The following is a 13,136-nucleotide window of genomic DNA, read 5'->3' as shown; positions in this document are numbered from 1 at the left end:
AAACGGCACGCACGCCGTTAGAACCGTGCAAAAATTGCCGGAGCTTGATTTGAAGACGATCGCGATTGATTTCGAAACGGCCAACGAACAGCGTGGAAGCGCCTGTTCCGTCGGGCTGGCGTGGATCGAGGACGGTCGCGTCACACGCGTCGAGGAGCGGTTGATTCGCCCTAAGACAATGCGCTTCTCCTCCTTCAACATCGCCATCCACGGCATCCGGCCGGAGGCTGTCGAAGATGCCGGTGAATTCCCCGAGGTCATGGACGAGTTCGCCGACGACTTTCGCGACGCGACAATGATTGCCCACAATGCGGCCTTCGATTTCAGCGTCTGGCGGGCCTGCCTCGACCAGTACGGCCAGAGTTATCCCGATCTGTCCTATCTCTGCTCGGTGAAAATGGCGCAGAAGGTCTGGCCCGATCTCGGATCCCACAAGTTGAATATCCTGGCCTCATATCTCGGCCTCACCTTCGCCCATCACAACGCGGCTGAGGACGCCGCAATCTGTGCCGAAGCGGCAATCTCGATGGCACGTTCACTGCGCGTGACACATGTGCGGGAGGTCCCCGCAAGGATCGGCATGAAGGCCGGCCGGCTGTTCGCTGGCGGCTACGAAGCCTGCACCTGCCGCAGGAGCTGAAAGGCGCCGGAAGACGCGCCTTCCAGACCGCAGACCTCGGTGACGAAGGCGTTGGCGCGAAACGCCTCACAATCCTGACGTGATCATCTCGCGGATCTTTGTCGCTTTCTCGAAGTGGTCGAGAGCGTGCTTTCGGATCCACCACTCCGCCGCTTCCATCAGCAGGTCCGGATCATCGTTCCTGTTCGCAAAGAAGGCATAGAACGACAGGCCGACCGCCTCGCCTTTCTTGGCGATCTTTTCATTGCAGACCGAAACGGCCTTGTTCCTCAGAGATTGCCTCAAGCTTGATCCTCGCGATTCAACAGCCCCCTGCGTAACAGACACGCGCATCAATCGCATGCGGGCGGCGGAAATTTTACGATTGCTGCGGCCTGCCTTTTCTGACCCAATGGCCATGGAATGCGGCAGCGGTTCTCTCCCGATTGCTTCCTTCTACCCCCAGAAACTCGGAATGATCATGTCCCTGCCCCAGAAAATCGGCTTCATCGGAACCGGCACCATCACGGACGCGATGGTGCGCGGCCTCCTGACCAAGCCCGCCGCCGTGCCGCATGTCATGGTGTCCCTGCGCAGCGCGGACATCTCGGCAGGACTTGCCGCCGATTTTTCGCAGGTTCTGGTCTCCGGCGACAATCAGGCGATCGTCGATGGCTGCGACACGGTCGTTCTGGCGATCCGGCCGCAGATCGCGGAGGACGTCATCCGCCCCCTGCGCTTCCGCGACGGGCAACGCGTGATCAGCGTCGTCGCGGCAACCGCGCGTGACGCGCTTCTGGACTGGATCGGCGCGGATGTACGCCTCTCCCAGGCGATCCCCCTGCCCTTCGTCGCGCGCCGCAAGGGCGTGACAGCCGTCTTTCCGCCGGATGCAAATACTGCGGCACTCTTCAACGTGCTGGGCAACGCCGTCGAATGCGAGAGCAAGGCCGAATACGATCTGCTCGCCGCCGCCAGCGCCCTGATGGCCACCTATTTCGGCGTCATGCACCGCGCGAGCGAATGGCTGGCGGCAAACGGCCTGCCGGAAGAAAAGGGACGCGCCTATCTCGCACCGCTTTTCGCCAGCCTCTCCGATACGGCACTCCGCGCCGGTAACCACGTGGCCTTCCTGGAGATGAGCCACGAATTCGCCACCAAAGGCGGCCTGAACGAGCAGGTCTTCAGGGATTTCGAGGCGGACGGCGGTGGTCAGGCGTTGACCAAGGCACTCGACCGCGTTCTTGCCCGGATCAAAGGGTAGCCGCCTACCAACGCAGCCAGCGCCGGCCAAGCAGCGCGCCCATGGCGGTGACGCCGGCAATGGCAATGGTGTACCAGGTGGCCAGGAACAGCGGGCTATCATCCGGGCAATGCCAGGCGTAGATCGCGGCGGCAATCGCGCCAGCGGCAAGGCCGGCGGCGGCACCGGCCGCCGTCGGATTGTCGGGTGCGCCTTTTTTAAGAGCCCAGAACAGGCCAGCAAAGGGCGCAAGCGAAAGGACCGGCACGAAGAACAGGCAGAACAGCGCGTTTCGCCCAACGAGGCTCGCCCGCCAGACATCACTCGGCAGCGCAAAGAGCTCGATGATCACGGCAGCGGCTACCATGACGACAGGCACGCCGAGCAACAGCGCGGGAAAGCGCGTCTCCGCCCCCGGCCGACCGATGCGCATGGCAAGCCGGGCGGCAAGAACGGCGAGAACGAGCGTGATGACGATCTTGAAGAGCACGCGCGCGGTCTCGAAGACGCTCGCCATGTTGTGCCGCAGGCCGACGGTGACGACGAGCAACACGGCCGAGACGACGATGCCGGCGCCGAGCGCAAGCGCCAGCGCACGGCTATAACGTATGCCGACGGGCGCGTCGTGCGTCATCAGGGTGATCAGGTCGTCCGTCTTCATCTCATTCGCTCCGATAGAGGGCGGCCAGCGATTTCAGCGCCCGGTGGAGGGCGACGCGCACCGCGACCTCCGTCATCTTCAACCGCGCCGCCGTTTCGCGGATACCCTGCCCCTCGATCGAGATCGACCGGACGATATCGCGCTGCGGGTCTCTCAACCGTGCCAGCATGGTTTCCGTGTCGAGCCGGTCGGCGGCCTCATGCGTCTCGTCGCCCGCCTCCAGGAAATCGGCGACATCCTCGATCGGCACATTCACATGCCGGCCGCGGCGGCGCAGGCTGTCGACCAGCTTGTTGCGCACGATGGTCGTCAGCCACGGTCCGAGCGGCCGGGACGGATCCCAGGTGCCGCGCTTCAGATGGATGGCGAGCAGCACTTCCTGCACCACATCCTCCGCCTCGCTTGCCGGGGCGCCGAACTGATCGCACCGCCGGCGCGCCATGCGGCGCAATTGCGGGGTCACGGCGACGAGGAAACGGTTATAGGCCTGCGCATCGCCCTTGATGGCGAGGCGCAGCCAGGCTGCCCATTCCTCTTCGCGCGTCGACTGTTTCACCGTTTCCTACCCTACGCCGGGCCACACGATTTTGTTACCGTGCCCACGACAAGAAACCTGTAACGCGCCCAAGAGCCTGATGCGCAAGGCCTTTTTCTTACGCCAAGGGCCGCTTCGCAAGAGGTGTACAGAAAAATCCGACCGGCCCTGTAACGAAGCGCAATCCCTCACCGTAGCCGTCCATGCACAGCCAATCGCGGCTGCCCAAAAACGGAGACAGAGAATGAAAACCACGATCGCCACCCTCGCCCTTGCCGGTTCGCTCGCTTCCGCGCTGGCCGCCATCGCAACGCCCGCCACCGCCGACGACAGCAAGGAGAAGTGCTACGGCATCGCGATGAAGGGCCAGAACGACTGCGCCGCGGGCGCCGGCACCACCTGCGCCGGCACGTCGAAGATCGATTACCAGCAGAATGTCTTCAAGCTGGTTCCGAAGGGCACCTGCATTTCGATGAAGACGCCCACCGGCCACGGCATGCTCGAGCAGGGCATGGCACCGGCCTGATAGCCACCGCCCCCGCCAAACGGGCGGCGCCATCCGGGCGCCGTCGCTTCCCTTCAGAGAGGTGCCTCATGTTTTCCTCCGCCCTCCCGCGCCGCGCCGGCGCCGGTTTCAAGCCCGAGCATTTCACCGATATTCTTACCGAACAGCACCCCGTCGGCTTCTTCGAGGTCCATGCGGAAAACTACATGGGCGCCGGCGGCCCGCCGCATGCCCAGCTCGGCAGGCTGCGCGAGGACTATGCGCTTTCCATCCACGGCGTCGGCCTGTCGATCGGCTCGATGCAGCCGCTCGACGGCGATCACCTCGCCCGGCTGCGGGTGTTGTGCGACCGCTACCAGCCGGAGAGTTTTTCCGAACACCTTGCCTGGTCGACCCATGACAGCGTGTTTCTGAACGACCTTCTGCCGCTGCCCTACACCGAGGAAACGCTCGCCCGCGTGGTCCAGCATGTCGATCGGGTTCAGACCGTTCTGGGCCGTCAGATGCTGCTCGAAAACCCCGCCACCTACCTGCTTTTCGCGGAGAGCACGATCGAGGAGACCGTTTTCCTGGCCGAGGTCGCGCAACGCACCGGCTGCGGCCTGCTGCTCGACGTCAACAACGTCTTCGTCGCCGCGACGAACCACAATCTCGACCCCCATGACTATATCGCCCGCTTCCCGCTGGCGGCCGTACGCGAAATCCACTTGAGCGGCCATTCGGATAATATCGACGAGCTCGGGGCGCCGCTGCTGATCGACAGCCACGACACGCCGGTGAAGGATCCCGTCTGGGCGCTCTATCAAACCGTCCTCGGCCGGATCGGTCCGGTCGCGAGCCTGATCGAATGGGACAATGACGTGCCCGCCTGGCCGGTGCTGCGCGCCGAGGCGATCTCGGCGCAGCAGCTGCTCGACGCGGCGGCGCACAGAAGGGCGGCCTGAGCCATGTCCGCTACCTTCCAGAGCGCTTTCGCCGCAGGCCTTTTCGGCACGGGATCCGCACCTGCCGGGCTCGTGGCGTGGAACACCCCGACGCCGGAACGACGCTACGGCGTCTATCGCAACAATGTCACGGCAAGTCTGACGGCGGCACTCGCCTCCCGTTTTCCCGCCGCAGAAAACATCGTCGGGCCGGACTTCTTCCGGGCCATGGCGCGGGCCTTCATCGAGGCCCATCCGCCGTCTTCGCCCGTCTTGCTCGCCTATGGCGACGATCTGCCCGATTTCGTCGCAGCCTTCGCGCCAGCGTGGGAGCTTGCCTATCTGCCCGATGTGATGCGGCTCGAAATCGCCCGCGGGCGAGCCTATCACGCGGCCGATATCTCGCCGCTCGATCCGGCGGCGCTCGCCGCGATCGATCCCGCCCGACTCGGCGCGCTTGTCTTCACGCCGCATCCCGCTTTGTCGGTGCTCTCCTCGCCTTATCCCGTGGTGACGATCTGGGCGATGAATGCCGGCGAGCGACCGCTTGCTCCAATCGATGTCCGGCAGAGCGAACATGCCCTGATCGCCCGCCCGCATCTGACCGTCGAGGTTATCGAGTTGTCGCCCGGCGGCGCGGTGTTTTTCCATCGGCTCGCCGTCGGCGCGACGCTCGCCAGCGCGGCGGAAAGCGCGATGAGCGGACACGCCGATTTCGATCTTTCAGACAATCTCGCGGTGCTGCTCCGCTCGGGAGCCTTTGCCGCCATCAGCCAGGACAAGACCGATGAAGACCCAGACCATGCCTGACCTCGTTCAGCCCCTGCCCTACAGGATCGTCGAACAGGGCCTGAAAGCTCTGAACGGCCTTCCAAACGATCTCATAGCGCTTATCGCCCGCCTCTCCATCGCCGCCGTCTTCTGGCAGTCCGGACAGACGAAGGTCGAGGGCTGGCGGCTCTCCGACAGCGCGCTCTATCTCTTCGAGAACGAATACAAGCTGCCGCTCGTCGATCCCTGGCTCGCCGCCCATCTCGCCGCCTTCGCCGAGCACTTTTTCCCGATCCTGCTGGTCATCGGCCTCGCCAGCCGGCTATCCGCGCTGGCGCTTCTGGCAATGACGCTGGTCATCGAGATCTTCGTCTATCCCGCCGCCTGGCCGACCCACGGCACCTGGGCCGCGTGCCTGTTGTTCATCGCGGCCCGCGGACCGGGGTGCATTTCACTGGATGCGCTCGTGGCAAAGAAAATACGCACCGCCTAGAGCGAGGCCGTCAGCAGGTCCCTTGGCTAGGGTGAAAAAATGCCACTCCGGCAGGGAGGCGCCGGAGTGGCTTTGCTCAGAACAGTGCCAAGACCTTGTCCGCGATGGCCTGTCCGAGCTTGATGTTGGTGTCGGCAGAGAAATGGATGCCGTCCACGCCGTCGGTCGTGACATGGTCCCCGGCGGCCAGGAACTCGACCTTGGTGAAGTCGGCAAGCGCCTTGTAGAGACCGGCGAGCTGTTTCGACTTCTCGTAGCCGCCGCCGAACATGCCTTCGAACCAGGGATCGGGCATCGGCGCGAGCGGCGGCGGAGCGACGACGAGCACCTTCGGCGCCGGATAGGGCGTGCCGACGCCGCCGGCCGAGGTCAGCACCTGACCGACCAGCTTGCCCATGCCGTTGGCGATCTCGTAGGGCGTGCGATGGAAATAGGATTTCGTATCGTTCGTGCCGAGCATGAGGATGACGAGATCGAGCGGCAGGTGGCTGGCGAGTGCGGCAGGCAGGTAGGCGCTGCCGTTCAGCCGCGGGTCGTTCGGATCGTCGAGACTGGTGGTGCGGGCGCTGAGCCCCTCTTCTATGATATGGTAGCCGTCGCCCAGCCTCGCGGCCATGGCGCCGGTCCAGCGCTGCTCGTAGGGATAGCGCAGAGTGGGGGCGGATTCCTTCACAGGGATCCAGCCCCAGGTCAAAGAATCTCCAAAGCACAGGATTGAGCGCTTTTCGGCCATTTGGTCCTCCTTGAATGGCTGTTGATGTCACTTGCCGGCGCGAAGGCCGTAAAAGATGGCGGCAAACAGGATGATCAGGCCCTGGGCGACAAGTTTTCCCGCGTCCCCCACGCCGAACATCGTCATCACGACGAAAAGGAAGGCGAAGCAGAGCACGCCGAAGAACGGCCCCCAGACGCCACCCTCGCCCCGTCCGAAAACCACGCCGCCAAGAATGGTCGCGGCGACCGACAGGATCGGCAGGTCGAGCCCGACGCGCACGCTGCCGACCGCGATGGACGCCGTCTGGACGAGAGCTGCGATGGCCGCCATGAGGCCGGCGAGCGTGTGGGCGAGGATGACCGTGCGCTCCACGGGCACGCCGGAAAAATGCGCGGCCGGCATGCTTTCCCCGACGGCGGCGACGAAGCGGCCGAAGACGGTCTGCGACAAGAGCAGCGCCATCAGCGCGGTGAGCGCGATCCAGAACAGGACCGGGCTCGGCAGGCCGATCAAGCGCGTGTTGAACAGCTCGGCGAAGATCTTCGGCACATCGCCCGGCGGCTTGCCGCTCGACAGATATTGCACGAAGCCGACGAGCACGATGGACAGCGCCAGCGTGACGATGACGGCGGAGACCCGGCGCTTGGCGACCATCACGCCGTTGAACAGACCGATGGCAAGGCCTATTGCAAGCGCCAGCACGATATAGAAGCCGAGCGAGGCGCCCGGAAAAATGCCGGACGAGATGCAGTAGTTGATCAGCAGGATGACGCCGCCGCCGGAGAGGTCGATCGACTTCACCCGCATGACCAGAAGCTGGCCGAGCACCAGAATGCCGAGCGGCACGACCTGACGCACGAAGACGCCGAGCACATTGGCATTGAGCATCTGCGGACGGGCGATGAAGAGGATAATCAGCAGCGCGCCGAGCAGATAGTAGGATGGCGGGATCTTGGCGACGCGCCGGAAGAGGGTCGAATTGACGAGAACCGACATGATCAGAGTCCGATCTTCTTGCGCGACTGGAGGGCCACGACGGCCATGAGCAGCACGCCCTTGATCGCCGTCTGCACGAAAGGCGTGATGTTGAGCAGGTTCATGCCGTTGGAGAGCAAGGCGAGAACCGCAACGCCGATGACCGTGCCATGCAGGCTGCCGACGCCGCCGGAAAGCTGCGTGCCGCCGATCGCGACCGCCGTGATGGCATCGAGCTCCATCAGCAGGCCGACATTCGGATCGCCGGAGACGATGCGGCCGGCAAGGAACACGCCGGCAAGGGCGGCGAACAATGAGCAGATCACATAGGCGAGCAGGATGTTGCGATTGGCGGGAATGCCGAAATTGCGCGCGGCATCGTTCGAGCCCGAGGCAACGCCGCCGCCGATGGCGAAGAGATGCAGGCCGTAACGCGAGCCGTAGAGCAGCTTCCAGGCGGCGAGCAGCGTGACGATGCCCCAGAAGACCGGCAGCGGCAGGCCGAAGATCGAGCCCTCGACCAGCCAGCGCACGCCATCCGGCACGGTCCCGCCGGAGACCGGGCGCAACACGCGGGTGATGCCGAGCACGACATATTGCATGGAGAGCGTGGCGACGATCGGATGCACATTGAGCCGCGTAATGCAGTAGCCGTTGGTGGCACCGATCAGGCCGGCGAGCAGGAAAACGCCGGGAATGGTGACAGTGCCCGGCAGATCCAGCGCGAGGATGGCCGTCGTGAAGCTGACGACCGAGCCGATCGAGAGATCGAGACCGCCGACGAGCACGACAAACATTTGCCCGACCGCCGTGATCAGCAACGGCATGCCCTGCGCAACGAGATTGGCGAGATTGCTCCACTGGCCGAACTGGCTGGTCGTGGCGGCGAGCCATAGCGCCATGGCGAGTGTGATGATCAGGGGCAAAAGCCACAGGCCCTGCCGACTGCCGCGGCCGGTGAGCAATTTTCCGAGGGTGGAAGAAGAGGATGTCATCAGGCTTTTCCGTCCGTCATGCGCTCAGCGCCGCATCGAGAATGCCGTGCTCGGTTGCTTCCTGAGCGCGCATTTCCGATACGATCGTGTTGCGGTGGATCACGTAGAGGCGGTCGCAGAGGCCGATCAGCTCGACCGTCTCGCGCGACAGGACGAGCACCGCACCGCCCGCTTTCGCGAAGTCCCGCAGGATCCGGTAGATTTCCGCCTTGGCGCCGACATCGACGCCGCGCGTCGGTTCCTCGATGAGCAGCAGGTCGGCATCAGTGGCGAGATAGCGTCCGAGCAGCACCTTCTGTTGGTTGCCGCCGGAGAGCGCGCCGACCGTGGCGGATGGCCCCGACGCCTTGACGTTCAGCCGGCGCATCGTTTCCGCTATGATAGAGCCGTAGCGCTTTGCCGCCTTCAGGGCCGGGCGGCCGGCATGCAAGGCGGCAACGATGTTCTGGCCGACGGAGTGATCGAGGAACAGGCCCTCGTCCTTGCGGTCTTCCGGCACGAAGGCACCGCCGAGCGCCTGCCAGCGCCGCACGCCGCTTTCCTTCGGCACGGGAAGCCGGATGGTGTTTTCCCGGCGTGACACGGTGCCTTCGGCTGGCGAAAACTGCCCGACCAGCGCGCGCAGCGCCTTCTGCTGCCCTTGCCCTTCGAGCCCGGCAAAGCCGACGATCTCGCCCTTCTTCACCGTGAAGGAGAAGGGTTTTGCATCCGCGTGAAGCCTGAGACCGGATACGGCGAGTGCGGCCGCGCCCTCTCCCTCGCCACGCTCTGGAAAAAGAGCCTCCAGCTCGCGCCCGACCATCATCGCGATCAGCGAGGCCGGCGTCATTTCGGTGAGCGGTCGCGTCCCGACCAATTGGCCGTCCTTCAGCACCGTCACCACATCGCAGATAGCAAAAATCTCATCCATGCGGTGGGAGATATAGACGATGGCCTTGCCGGCTTCGCGCAATGCCCGGATATGCCGGTTGAGCACATCGACATCAGCCGCATTGAGCGCCGCGGTCGGCTCATCGAGAATGAAGACGTCAGCATCCGCGTCGATGCCATGGGCAATCTCGACGAATTGCCGCTCGGCGATGGAAAGGTCCGAGACCAGCGTGTCGGGATCAAGCGTGAGGCCAAGACGCGCGAGCGCACCCTTCGTCTCCTCGCGCATGCGCCGCCGGTCGATACCGCCAAACCGCCCCAGGGGTTCGCGGCCGAGAAACATGTTTTCCGCAATCGTCATGTTCGGAAGCAGCGAAAGCTCCTGGAAGACGGTGGATATGCCGGCCTCCAGAGCCGCGCGCGGATTGGCGAAGCTGACGGTACGGCCCGCGCGGCGGATCTCGCCGCTATCCGGCTGGTGCACGCCGGCGAGAATCTTCATCAGCGTCGATTTGCCGGCACCATTTTCGCCCATCAGGGCGTGCACGGTGCCCGGCGTCAGCGCCAGCGAGACATCGCGAAGCGCGACGCTGCCGCCGAATGCCTTCGATATCCCGGCCATTTCAATAGGATGCGACATGGATTTCCTCTGTCCGGATGACGGGAGGCAGGCGAGCGCCCGCCTCCCGGCGTGGTCCGCCTTACTGCTTGGCGTAGAACTCTTTGAGTTGCTCTTCAGAGAGTTCCGACGGCCACCAGACATTGGCCGACAAGTCGTCGCGGTAGTATTTCTTGACCTTTTCGAGGTCCCAGCCCGGCGGGTTATAGTCATAGTGCTTGTGGAGCGCCTTGCCCTCGAGAAGGGCGACCGCAGCGCGAATGCCGGCAGCGCCCTGGGCGGGGCTGTATTCCGACGAGACCGACTTGAAGCCGTCCGCGATCCACTGGCCGAAGAAGCCGTTGTTGCCTTCGCCCGAGATCGTCGGGATGGGCGCGCCGAACTGCTTGAACACGTCGACGCAGGCGCGCGTCATGTCCGCGCCCGACGACCAGATGCCATCGACATTGGGATCGTTGAGATACAGCGTCTCGCAGACCTTCTTGGCCTTGTCATACTGCCAGTCGCCATGCTCCTCGGCGGCGATCTTGATCTCGGTGCCTTCGAGCGACTGCTTCAGGCCGTTGTAGCGGTTGGTGTCCTCCGGATGACCGGCGAGACCCCGCAGCACCCAGATATTGCCCTTGCCGCCGAGTTCCTTGACGAGGAAGTCGCCCATCACCTTGCCGAAATGCTCGGCGCCGCCCTGGATTTCCGTCGTATAGGCCTCGGATTCGATGCGGCCGGTATGCAGCACGACCGGGATGCCCGCCGCGATGGCCTTTTCGATGCTGGCATTGGCCGAGGTCGAGGTGACCGGCTGGACGATGATCGCATCCACCTTCTGGGCGATCAGGTCCTCGATGTCAGCAACCTGCTTCTTCTGGTCGAAGCCGGCATCGAGCAGCACGAACTTCGTGATGCGCTTGTCGCGATCGGCGGCCGCCTGTGCCTCATGCGCCACCTGCACGGTCCAGGTGTTGGCGTTGACGCCGAAGCTGCTCATGCCGATGACCCAGGGCGCGTCCTTCTTGTATTTGCCCTCTTCCACCGTCGGGTTGTTGTCCGCACGGACCGTGACGCCCTCGAGCAGCGGCACCTCCTGCGCAAAGCTGTTCGTGGCGAAGACCACGCCGGCCAAAAGAACCGACAGGCCAATTTTCCTGATGATGCTGCTCATACTTCTCCTCCAAAGCAGGCGTCCAACGAGGGGGAAGGTCCGTCGAAAGGCATGCGGCATCGCCAGCCCGCGACGCATGTCCGGTGCTCGTGCACAGCCTTTGAAACGACCTGAAACTTTCCTCCGAGCGTCACAAAAGCACTGGCGCTTTCGCCTGTCAATAGTTATTCAGACTGAATGAATAATAGGTCGTCCTTGCAAATCGCCCTTTCGGATGCGAAGTCTGAACCCGAAAAGCGGGCATGCGGCCCGGTGGAGGAGACAGTGACGCGGACCGTTCTTTGTTTCGGGGATTCCAACACGCACGGCCAGATTCCTGGCCGCGGACCGCTCGAACGCTATGCCCGCGGGCAGCGCTGGGGCGGCGTGCTGGAAAGCCTGCTCGGCCCCGGCTGGCAGGTGATCGAGGAAGGCCTGAGCGGCCGCACGACCGTGCATGACGACCCGATCGAGGGCGCGCTGAAAAACGGCCGCACCTACCTGCGCCCCTGCCTGCAAAGCCACACGCCGCTCGATCTCATCATCATCATGCTCGGCACCAACGACCTGAAGCGGCGCTTCAACATGCCGCCGTCGGAAGTCGCCATGGGTATCGGCTGCCTTGTTCACGATATCCGCGAACTCTCGCCGGGACCGGCCGGCCACGACCCGGAAATCATGATCGTCGCCCCGCCGCCGATGCTGGACGACCTGCGCGAATGGGAATCGATCTTCTCCGGCGCGCAGGAAAAATCCCGCAAGCTGGCACTGGAATTCGAGATCATGGCGGATTCGCTGGAGGCGCATTTCTTCGATGCCGGCACAGTATGCCAGTGCTCGCCGGCCGACGGTTTCCATATCGACGAGGCCGCCCATCGCCAGCTCGGCGAAGCGCTGGCACAGGAAGTTCTGGCCATCGGGTGGGCCGATGCGTAAGCCCTGCCCCCTGATCATCGCCCTTTCCGGGAAGGAGCGCGCCCTTGCCTGATATGCGTTTCGCGCCGCCCAACCCGCTTCGCATCGCCGATCGCGCCAGCGGTCTTAATTCGCTGAGCGTGCGCAGCCACAACGAGCGCCTGGTCCTGTCGCTGCTCCTGCAGAACGAGGCAACCACCCGGCTCGAAATCGGTGAAAAGACCGGCCTTTCGGCGCAGACGATTTCCGTCATAGTGCGCTCGCTCGAACAGGAAGGCCTCGTCGTGCGCGGCGAGGCGCAGAAAGGCCGCGTCGGCCCGCCCACCACGCCGCTGATGCTGAATTCCGAGGGCGCCTATTCCGTCGGCGTCAGCGTCGGTTATCGCAACACCCATATCGTCGTCGTCGATTTCATCGGCAATGTGCAGCATCAGCGCGTCATGCCGCACAAGACGGCCGACACGTTCGATGCGCCGGAGGCTCTGGCGCTCGAAATCCACCAGGCCATCGCCGGCCTTTCGGAAAGCCGGCAGGGCCGCATCGCCGGCGTCGGGCTTGCACTGCCGACCCCACCGATCCGCTCCGGCCCGGATCATGACGTGCTGCACCGCTATCTGGAAACCGAGCTTGGCCTTCCCGTCTTCGTGCAGAACGACATCACGGCGGCGGCCGGCGGCGAAAGCCTGTTCGGCACCGCGCGGCAATTGCAGGACTTCCTGTTCTTCTATCTCGGCGCCCGCCTGCATGGCCGCCTCGTACTCAACCATCAGATCTATAACGGCAATTCGCCGCTGAGCTACGATGTCGGCGTGCTGGCGCTGGAGCGCGCCCTGCCGGCCGGCGATCCGGCTGCGGCGAGACTTTGGGAACAGCACCCCTCGTGGCCGCCAATGGGGCCGGCGCTCGCCGATTGGCAGCAGGCCTGCGCGGAAAGCCTCATCAAATCGACGCAGGCGCTGCTGCAATTCATCGAACTGAAGACCGTCCTGCTATCGTCCTTCGTTCCGCCCGAGATCTGTACCGCGCTATGCAATCTCGTCCGGCAGGAAATTCCGTCCGTCAATGCCGTCGTCGGCCGAACGTCCGCGGCGCCAAAAGCTGTCGGTGCGGCCAGCCTGCCGTTCAGCTCCCGCTTCATGGTGCATTAGGTCCTGTCTCG

16 protein-coding genes are annotated in these 13,136 nt (G+C 64.1%); 8 read left to right on the top strand and 8 right to left on the bottom strand.

What is annotated here, in order from left to right; genetic code table 11:
* The first annotated feature begins 49 nt into the window (after positions 1-49).
* Positions 50-640 (top strand): 3'-5' exonuclease, encoded by a 591-nt coding sequence (locus AC27VQ_RS02840; protein WP_421592794.1) that lies wholly within the window; start codon positions 50-52, stop codon positions 638-640.
* Positions 641-706: 66 nt separating this feature from the next.
* On the opposite strand, the gene AC27VQ_RS02835 is transcribed toward AC27VQ_RS02840, so the two are convergent.
* The gene (locus tag AC27VQ_RS02835) at positions 707-925 is read right to left on the bottom strand and encodes a DUF6500 family protein (RefSeq protein ID WP_488715249.1); all 219 of its coding nucleotides are present in this window, start codon (positions 923-925) and stop codon (positions 707-709) included.
* A 175-nt stretch (positions 926-1,100) separates the two neighbouring features.
* On the opposite strand from AC27VQ_RS02835, the gene AC27VQ_RS02830 reads away from it, so the two are divergent.
* Positions 1,101-1,883, top strand: coding sequence for a pyrroline-5-carboxylate reductase (locus tag AC27VQ_RS02830; RefSeq protein WP_488715124.1), 783 nt, complete (start codon positions 1,101-1,103; stop codon positions 1,881-1,883).
* 4 nt (positions 1,884-1,887) lie between these two features.
* Here the strand turns inward: AC27VQ_RS02830 and AC27VQ_RS02825 are convergent, their stop codons facing one another.
* Positions 1,888-2,523, bottom strand: a complete 636-nt coding sequence (locus AC27VQ_RS02825; protein WP_488715123.1) for an NrsF family protein — start codon at positions 2,521-2,523, stop codon at positions 1,888-1,890.
* A 1-nt stretch (position 2,524) separates the two neighbouring features.
* On the bottom strand, positions 2,525-3,079 hold the full coding sequence (locus AC27VQ_RS02820) for a sigma-70 family RNA polymerase sigma factor (RefSeq protein WP_421592791.1): 555 nt from the start codon (positions 3,077-3,079) through the stop codon (positions 2,525-2,527).
* Between the two features lie 223 nt (positions 3,080-3,302).
* Between AC27VQ_RS02820 and AC27VQ_RS02815 the strand changes: the two genes are divergently transcribed.
* From AC27VQ_RS02815 to AC27VQ_RS02800, 4 genes are all read left to right on the top strand, one after another.
* Positions 3,303-3,584 carry a BufA1 family periplasmic bufferin-type metallophore gene (locus AC27VQ_RS02815; RefSeq protein WP_488715122.1) on the top strand — a complete coding sequence of 94 codons (282 nt, stop codon included), beginning with the start codon at positions 3,303-3,305 and terminating at the stop codon, positions 3,582-3,584.
* A gap of 68 nt (positions 3,585-3,652) precedes the next feature.
* Positions 3,653-4,507 carry an MNIO family bufferin maturase gene (gene bufB / locus AC27VQ_RS02810; RefSeq protein ID WP_488715121.1) on the top strand — a complete coding sequence of 285 codons (855 nt, stop codon included), beginning with the start codon at positions 3,653-3,655 and terminating at the stop codon, positions 4,505-4,507.
* Between the two features lie 3 nt (positions 4,508-4,510).
* The gene (locus tag AC27VQ_RS02805; protein WP_488715120.1) at positions 4,511-5,296 is read left to right on the top strand and encodes an HvfC/BufC N-terminal domain-containing protein; all 786 of its coding nucleotides are present in this window, start codon (positions 4,511-4,513) and stop codon (positions 5,294-5,296) included.
* On the top strand, positions 5,274-5,750 hold the full coding sequence (locus AC27VQ_RS02800) for a DoxX family protein (RefSeq protein ID WP_313527655.1): 477 nt from the start codon (positions 5,274-5,276) through the stop codon (positions 5,748-5,750). The genes AC27VQ_RS02805 and AC27VQ_RS02800 overlap by 23 nt, the downstream gene beginning before the upstream one ends.
* Before the next feature lie 76 nt (positions 5,751-5,826).
* On the opposite strand, the gene AC27VQ_RS02795 is transcribed toward AC27VQ_RS02800, so the two are convergent.
* From AC27VQ_RS02795 to AC27VQ_RS02775, 5 genes are all read right to left on the bottom strand, one after another.
* Positions 5,827-6,483, bottom strand: a complete 657-nt coding sequence (locus tag AC27VQ_RS02795) for an SGNH/GDSL hydrolase family protein (protein ID WP_488715119.1) — start codon at positions 6,481-6,483, stop codon at positions 5,827-5,829.
* A 27-nt stretch (positions 6,484-6,510) separates the two neighbouring features.
* Positions 6,511-7,461 (bottom strand): ABC transporter permease, encoded by a 951-nt coding sequence (locus AC27VQ_RS02790; protein ID WP_488715118.1) that lies wholly within the window; start codon positions 7,459-7,461, stop codon positions 6,511-6,513.
* Between the two features lie 2 nt (positions 7,462-7,463).
* On the bottom strand, positions 7,464-8,435 hold the full coding sequence (locus AC27VQ_RS02785; protein ID WP_488715117.1) for an ABC transporter permease: 972 nt from the start codon (positions 8,433-8,435) through the stop codon (positions 7,464-7,466).
* A gap of 16 nt (positions 8,436-8,451) precedes the next feature.
* Positions 8,452-9,945: a sugar ABC transporter ATP-binding protein gene (locus tag AC27VQ_RS02780; RefSeq protein WP_488715116.1), complete on the bottom strand. Its 1,494-nt coding sequence runs from the start codon at positions 9,943-9,945 to the stop codon at positions 8,452-8,454.
* A 61-nt stretch (positions 9,946-10,006) separates the two neighbouring features.
* The gene (locus AC27VQ_RS02775; RefSeq protein ID WP_488715115.1) at positions 10,007-11,083 is read right to left on the bottom strand and encodes an ABC transporter substrate-binding protein; all 1,077 of its coding nucleotides are present in this window, start codon (positions 11,081-11,083) and stop codon (positions 10,007-10,009) included.
* Positions 11,084-11,347: 264 nt separating this feature from the next.
* Here AC27VQ_RS02775 and AC27VQ_RS02770 point away from each other — a divergent pair, with 264 nt between their 5' ends.
* Both AC27VQ_RS02770 and AC27VQ_RS02765 read left to right on the top strand, forming a co-directional pair.
* Positions 11,348-11,998, top strand: coding sequence for an SGNH/GDSL hydrolase family protein (locus tag AC27VQ_RS02770; protein ID WP_313527643.1), 651 nt, complete (start codon positions 11,348-11,350; stop codon positions 11,996-11,998).
* A 53-nt stretch (positions 11,999-12,051) separates the two neighbouring features.
* Positions 12,052-13,125 carry an ROK family transcriptional regulator gene (locus AC27VQ_RS02765; RefSeq protein ID WP_488715248.1) on the top strand — a complete coding sequence of 358 codons (1,074 nt, stop codon included), beginning with the start codon at positions 12,052-12,054 and terminating at the stop codon, positions 13,123-13,125.
* The last annotated feature ends 11 nt before the right edge of the window (positions 13,126-13,136 follow it).

It is taken from the genome of Shinella sp. 20P9.1.1 (assembly GCF_057798995.1).
The sequence above is the reverse complement of the archived record's forward strand: the minus strand, read 5'-3'. Positions and strand labels throughout refer to the sequence as shown.

What these genes read in the sequence shown, in the direction of transcription:
- AC27VQ_RS02795 (WP_488715119.1), bottom strand. Translation starts at nt 6,483, where the DNA reads ATGGCCGAAAAGCGCTCAATCCTGTGCTTTGGAGATTCTTTGACCTGG.
- AC27VQ_RS02805 (WP_488715120.1), top strand. Translation starts at nt 4,511, where the DNA reads ATGTCCGCTACCTTCCAGAGCGCTTTCGCCGCAGGCCTTTTCGGCACG.
- AC27VQ_RS02780 (WP_488715116.1), bottom strand. Translation starts at nt 9,945, where the DNA reads ATGTCGCATCCTATTGAAATGGCCGGGATATCGAAGGCATTCGGCGGC.
- AC27VQ_RS02790 (WP_488715118.1), bottom strand. Translation starts at nt 7,461, where the DNA reads ATGTCGGTTCTCGTCAATTCGACCCTCTTCCGGCGCGTCGCCAAGATC.
- AC27VQ_RS02815 (WP_488715122.1), top strand. Translation starts at nt 3,303, where the DNA reads ATGAAAACCACGATCGCCACCCTCGCCCTTGCCGGTTCGCTCGCTTCC.
- AC27VQ_RS02800 (WP_313527655.1), top strand. Translation starts at nt 5,274, where the DNA reads ATGAAGACCCAGACCATGCCTGACCTCGTTCAGCCCCTGCCCTACAGG.
- AC27VQ_RS02830 (WP_488715124.1), top strand. Translation starts at nt 1,101, where the DNA reads ATGTCCCTGCCCCAGAAAATCGGCTTCATCGGAACCGGCACCATCACG.
- bufB (WP_488715121.1), top strand. Translation starts at nt 3,653, where the DNA reads ATGTTTTCCTCCGCCCTCCCGCGCCGCGCCGGCGCCGGTTTCAAGCCC.
- AC27VQ_RS02825 (WP_488715123.1), bottom strand. Translation starts at nt 2,523, where the DNA reads ATGAAGACGGACGACCTGATCACCCTGATGACGCACGACGCGCCCGTC.
- AC27VQ_RS02765 (WP_488715248.1), top strand. Translation starts at nt 12,052, where the DNA reads ATGCGTTTCGCGCCGCCCAACCCGCTTCGCATCGCCGATCGCGCCAGC.
- AC27VQ_RS02775 (WP_488715115.1), bottom strand. Translation starts at nt 11,083, where the DNA reads ATGAGCAGCATCATCAGGAAAATTGGCCTGTCGGTTCTTTTGGCCGGC.
- AC27VQ_RS02785 (WP_488715117.1), bottom strand. Translation starts at nt 8,435, where the DNA reads ATGACATCCTCTTCTTCCACCCTCGGAAAATTGCTCACCGGCCGCGGC.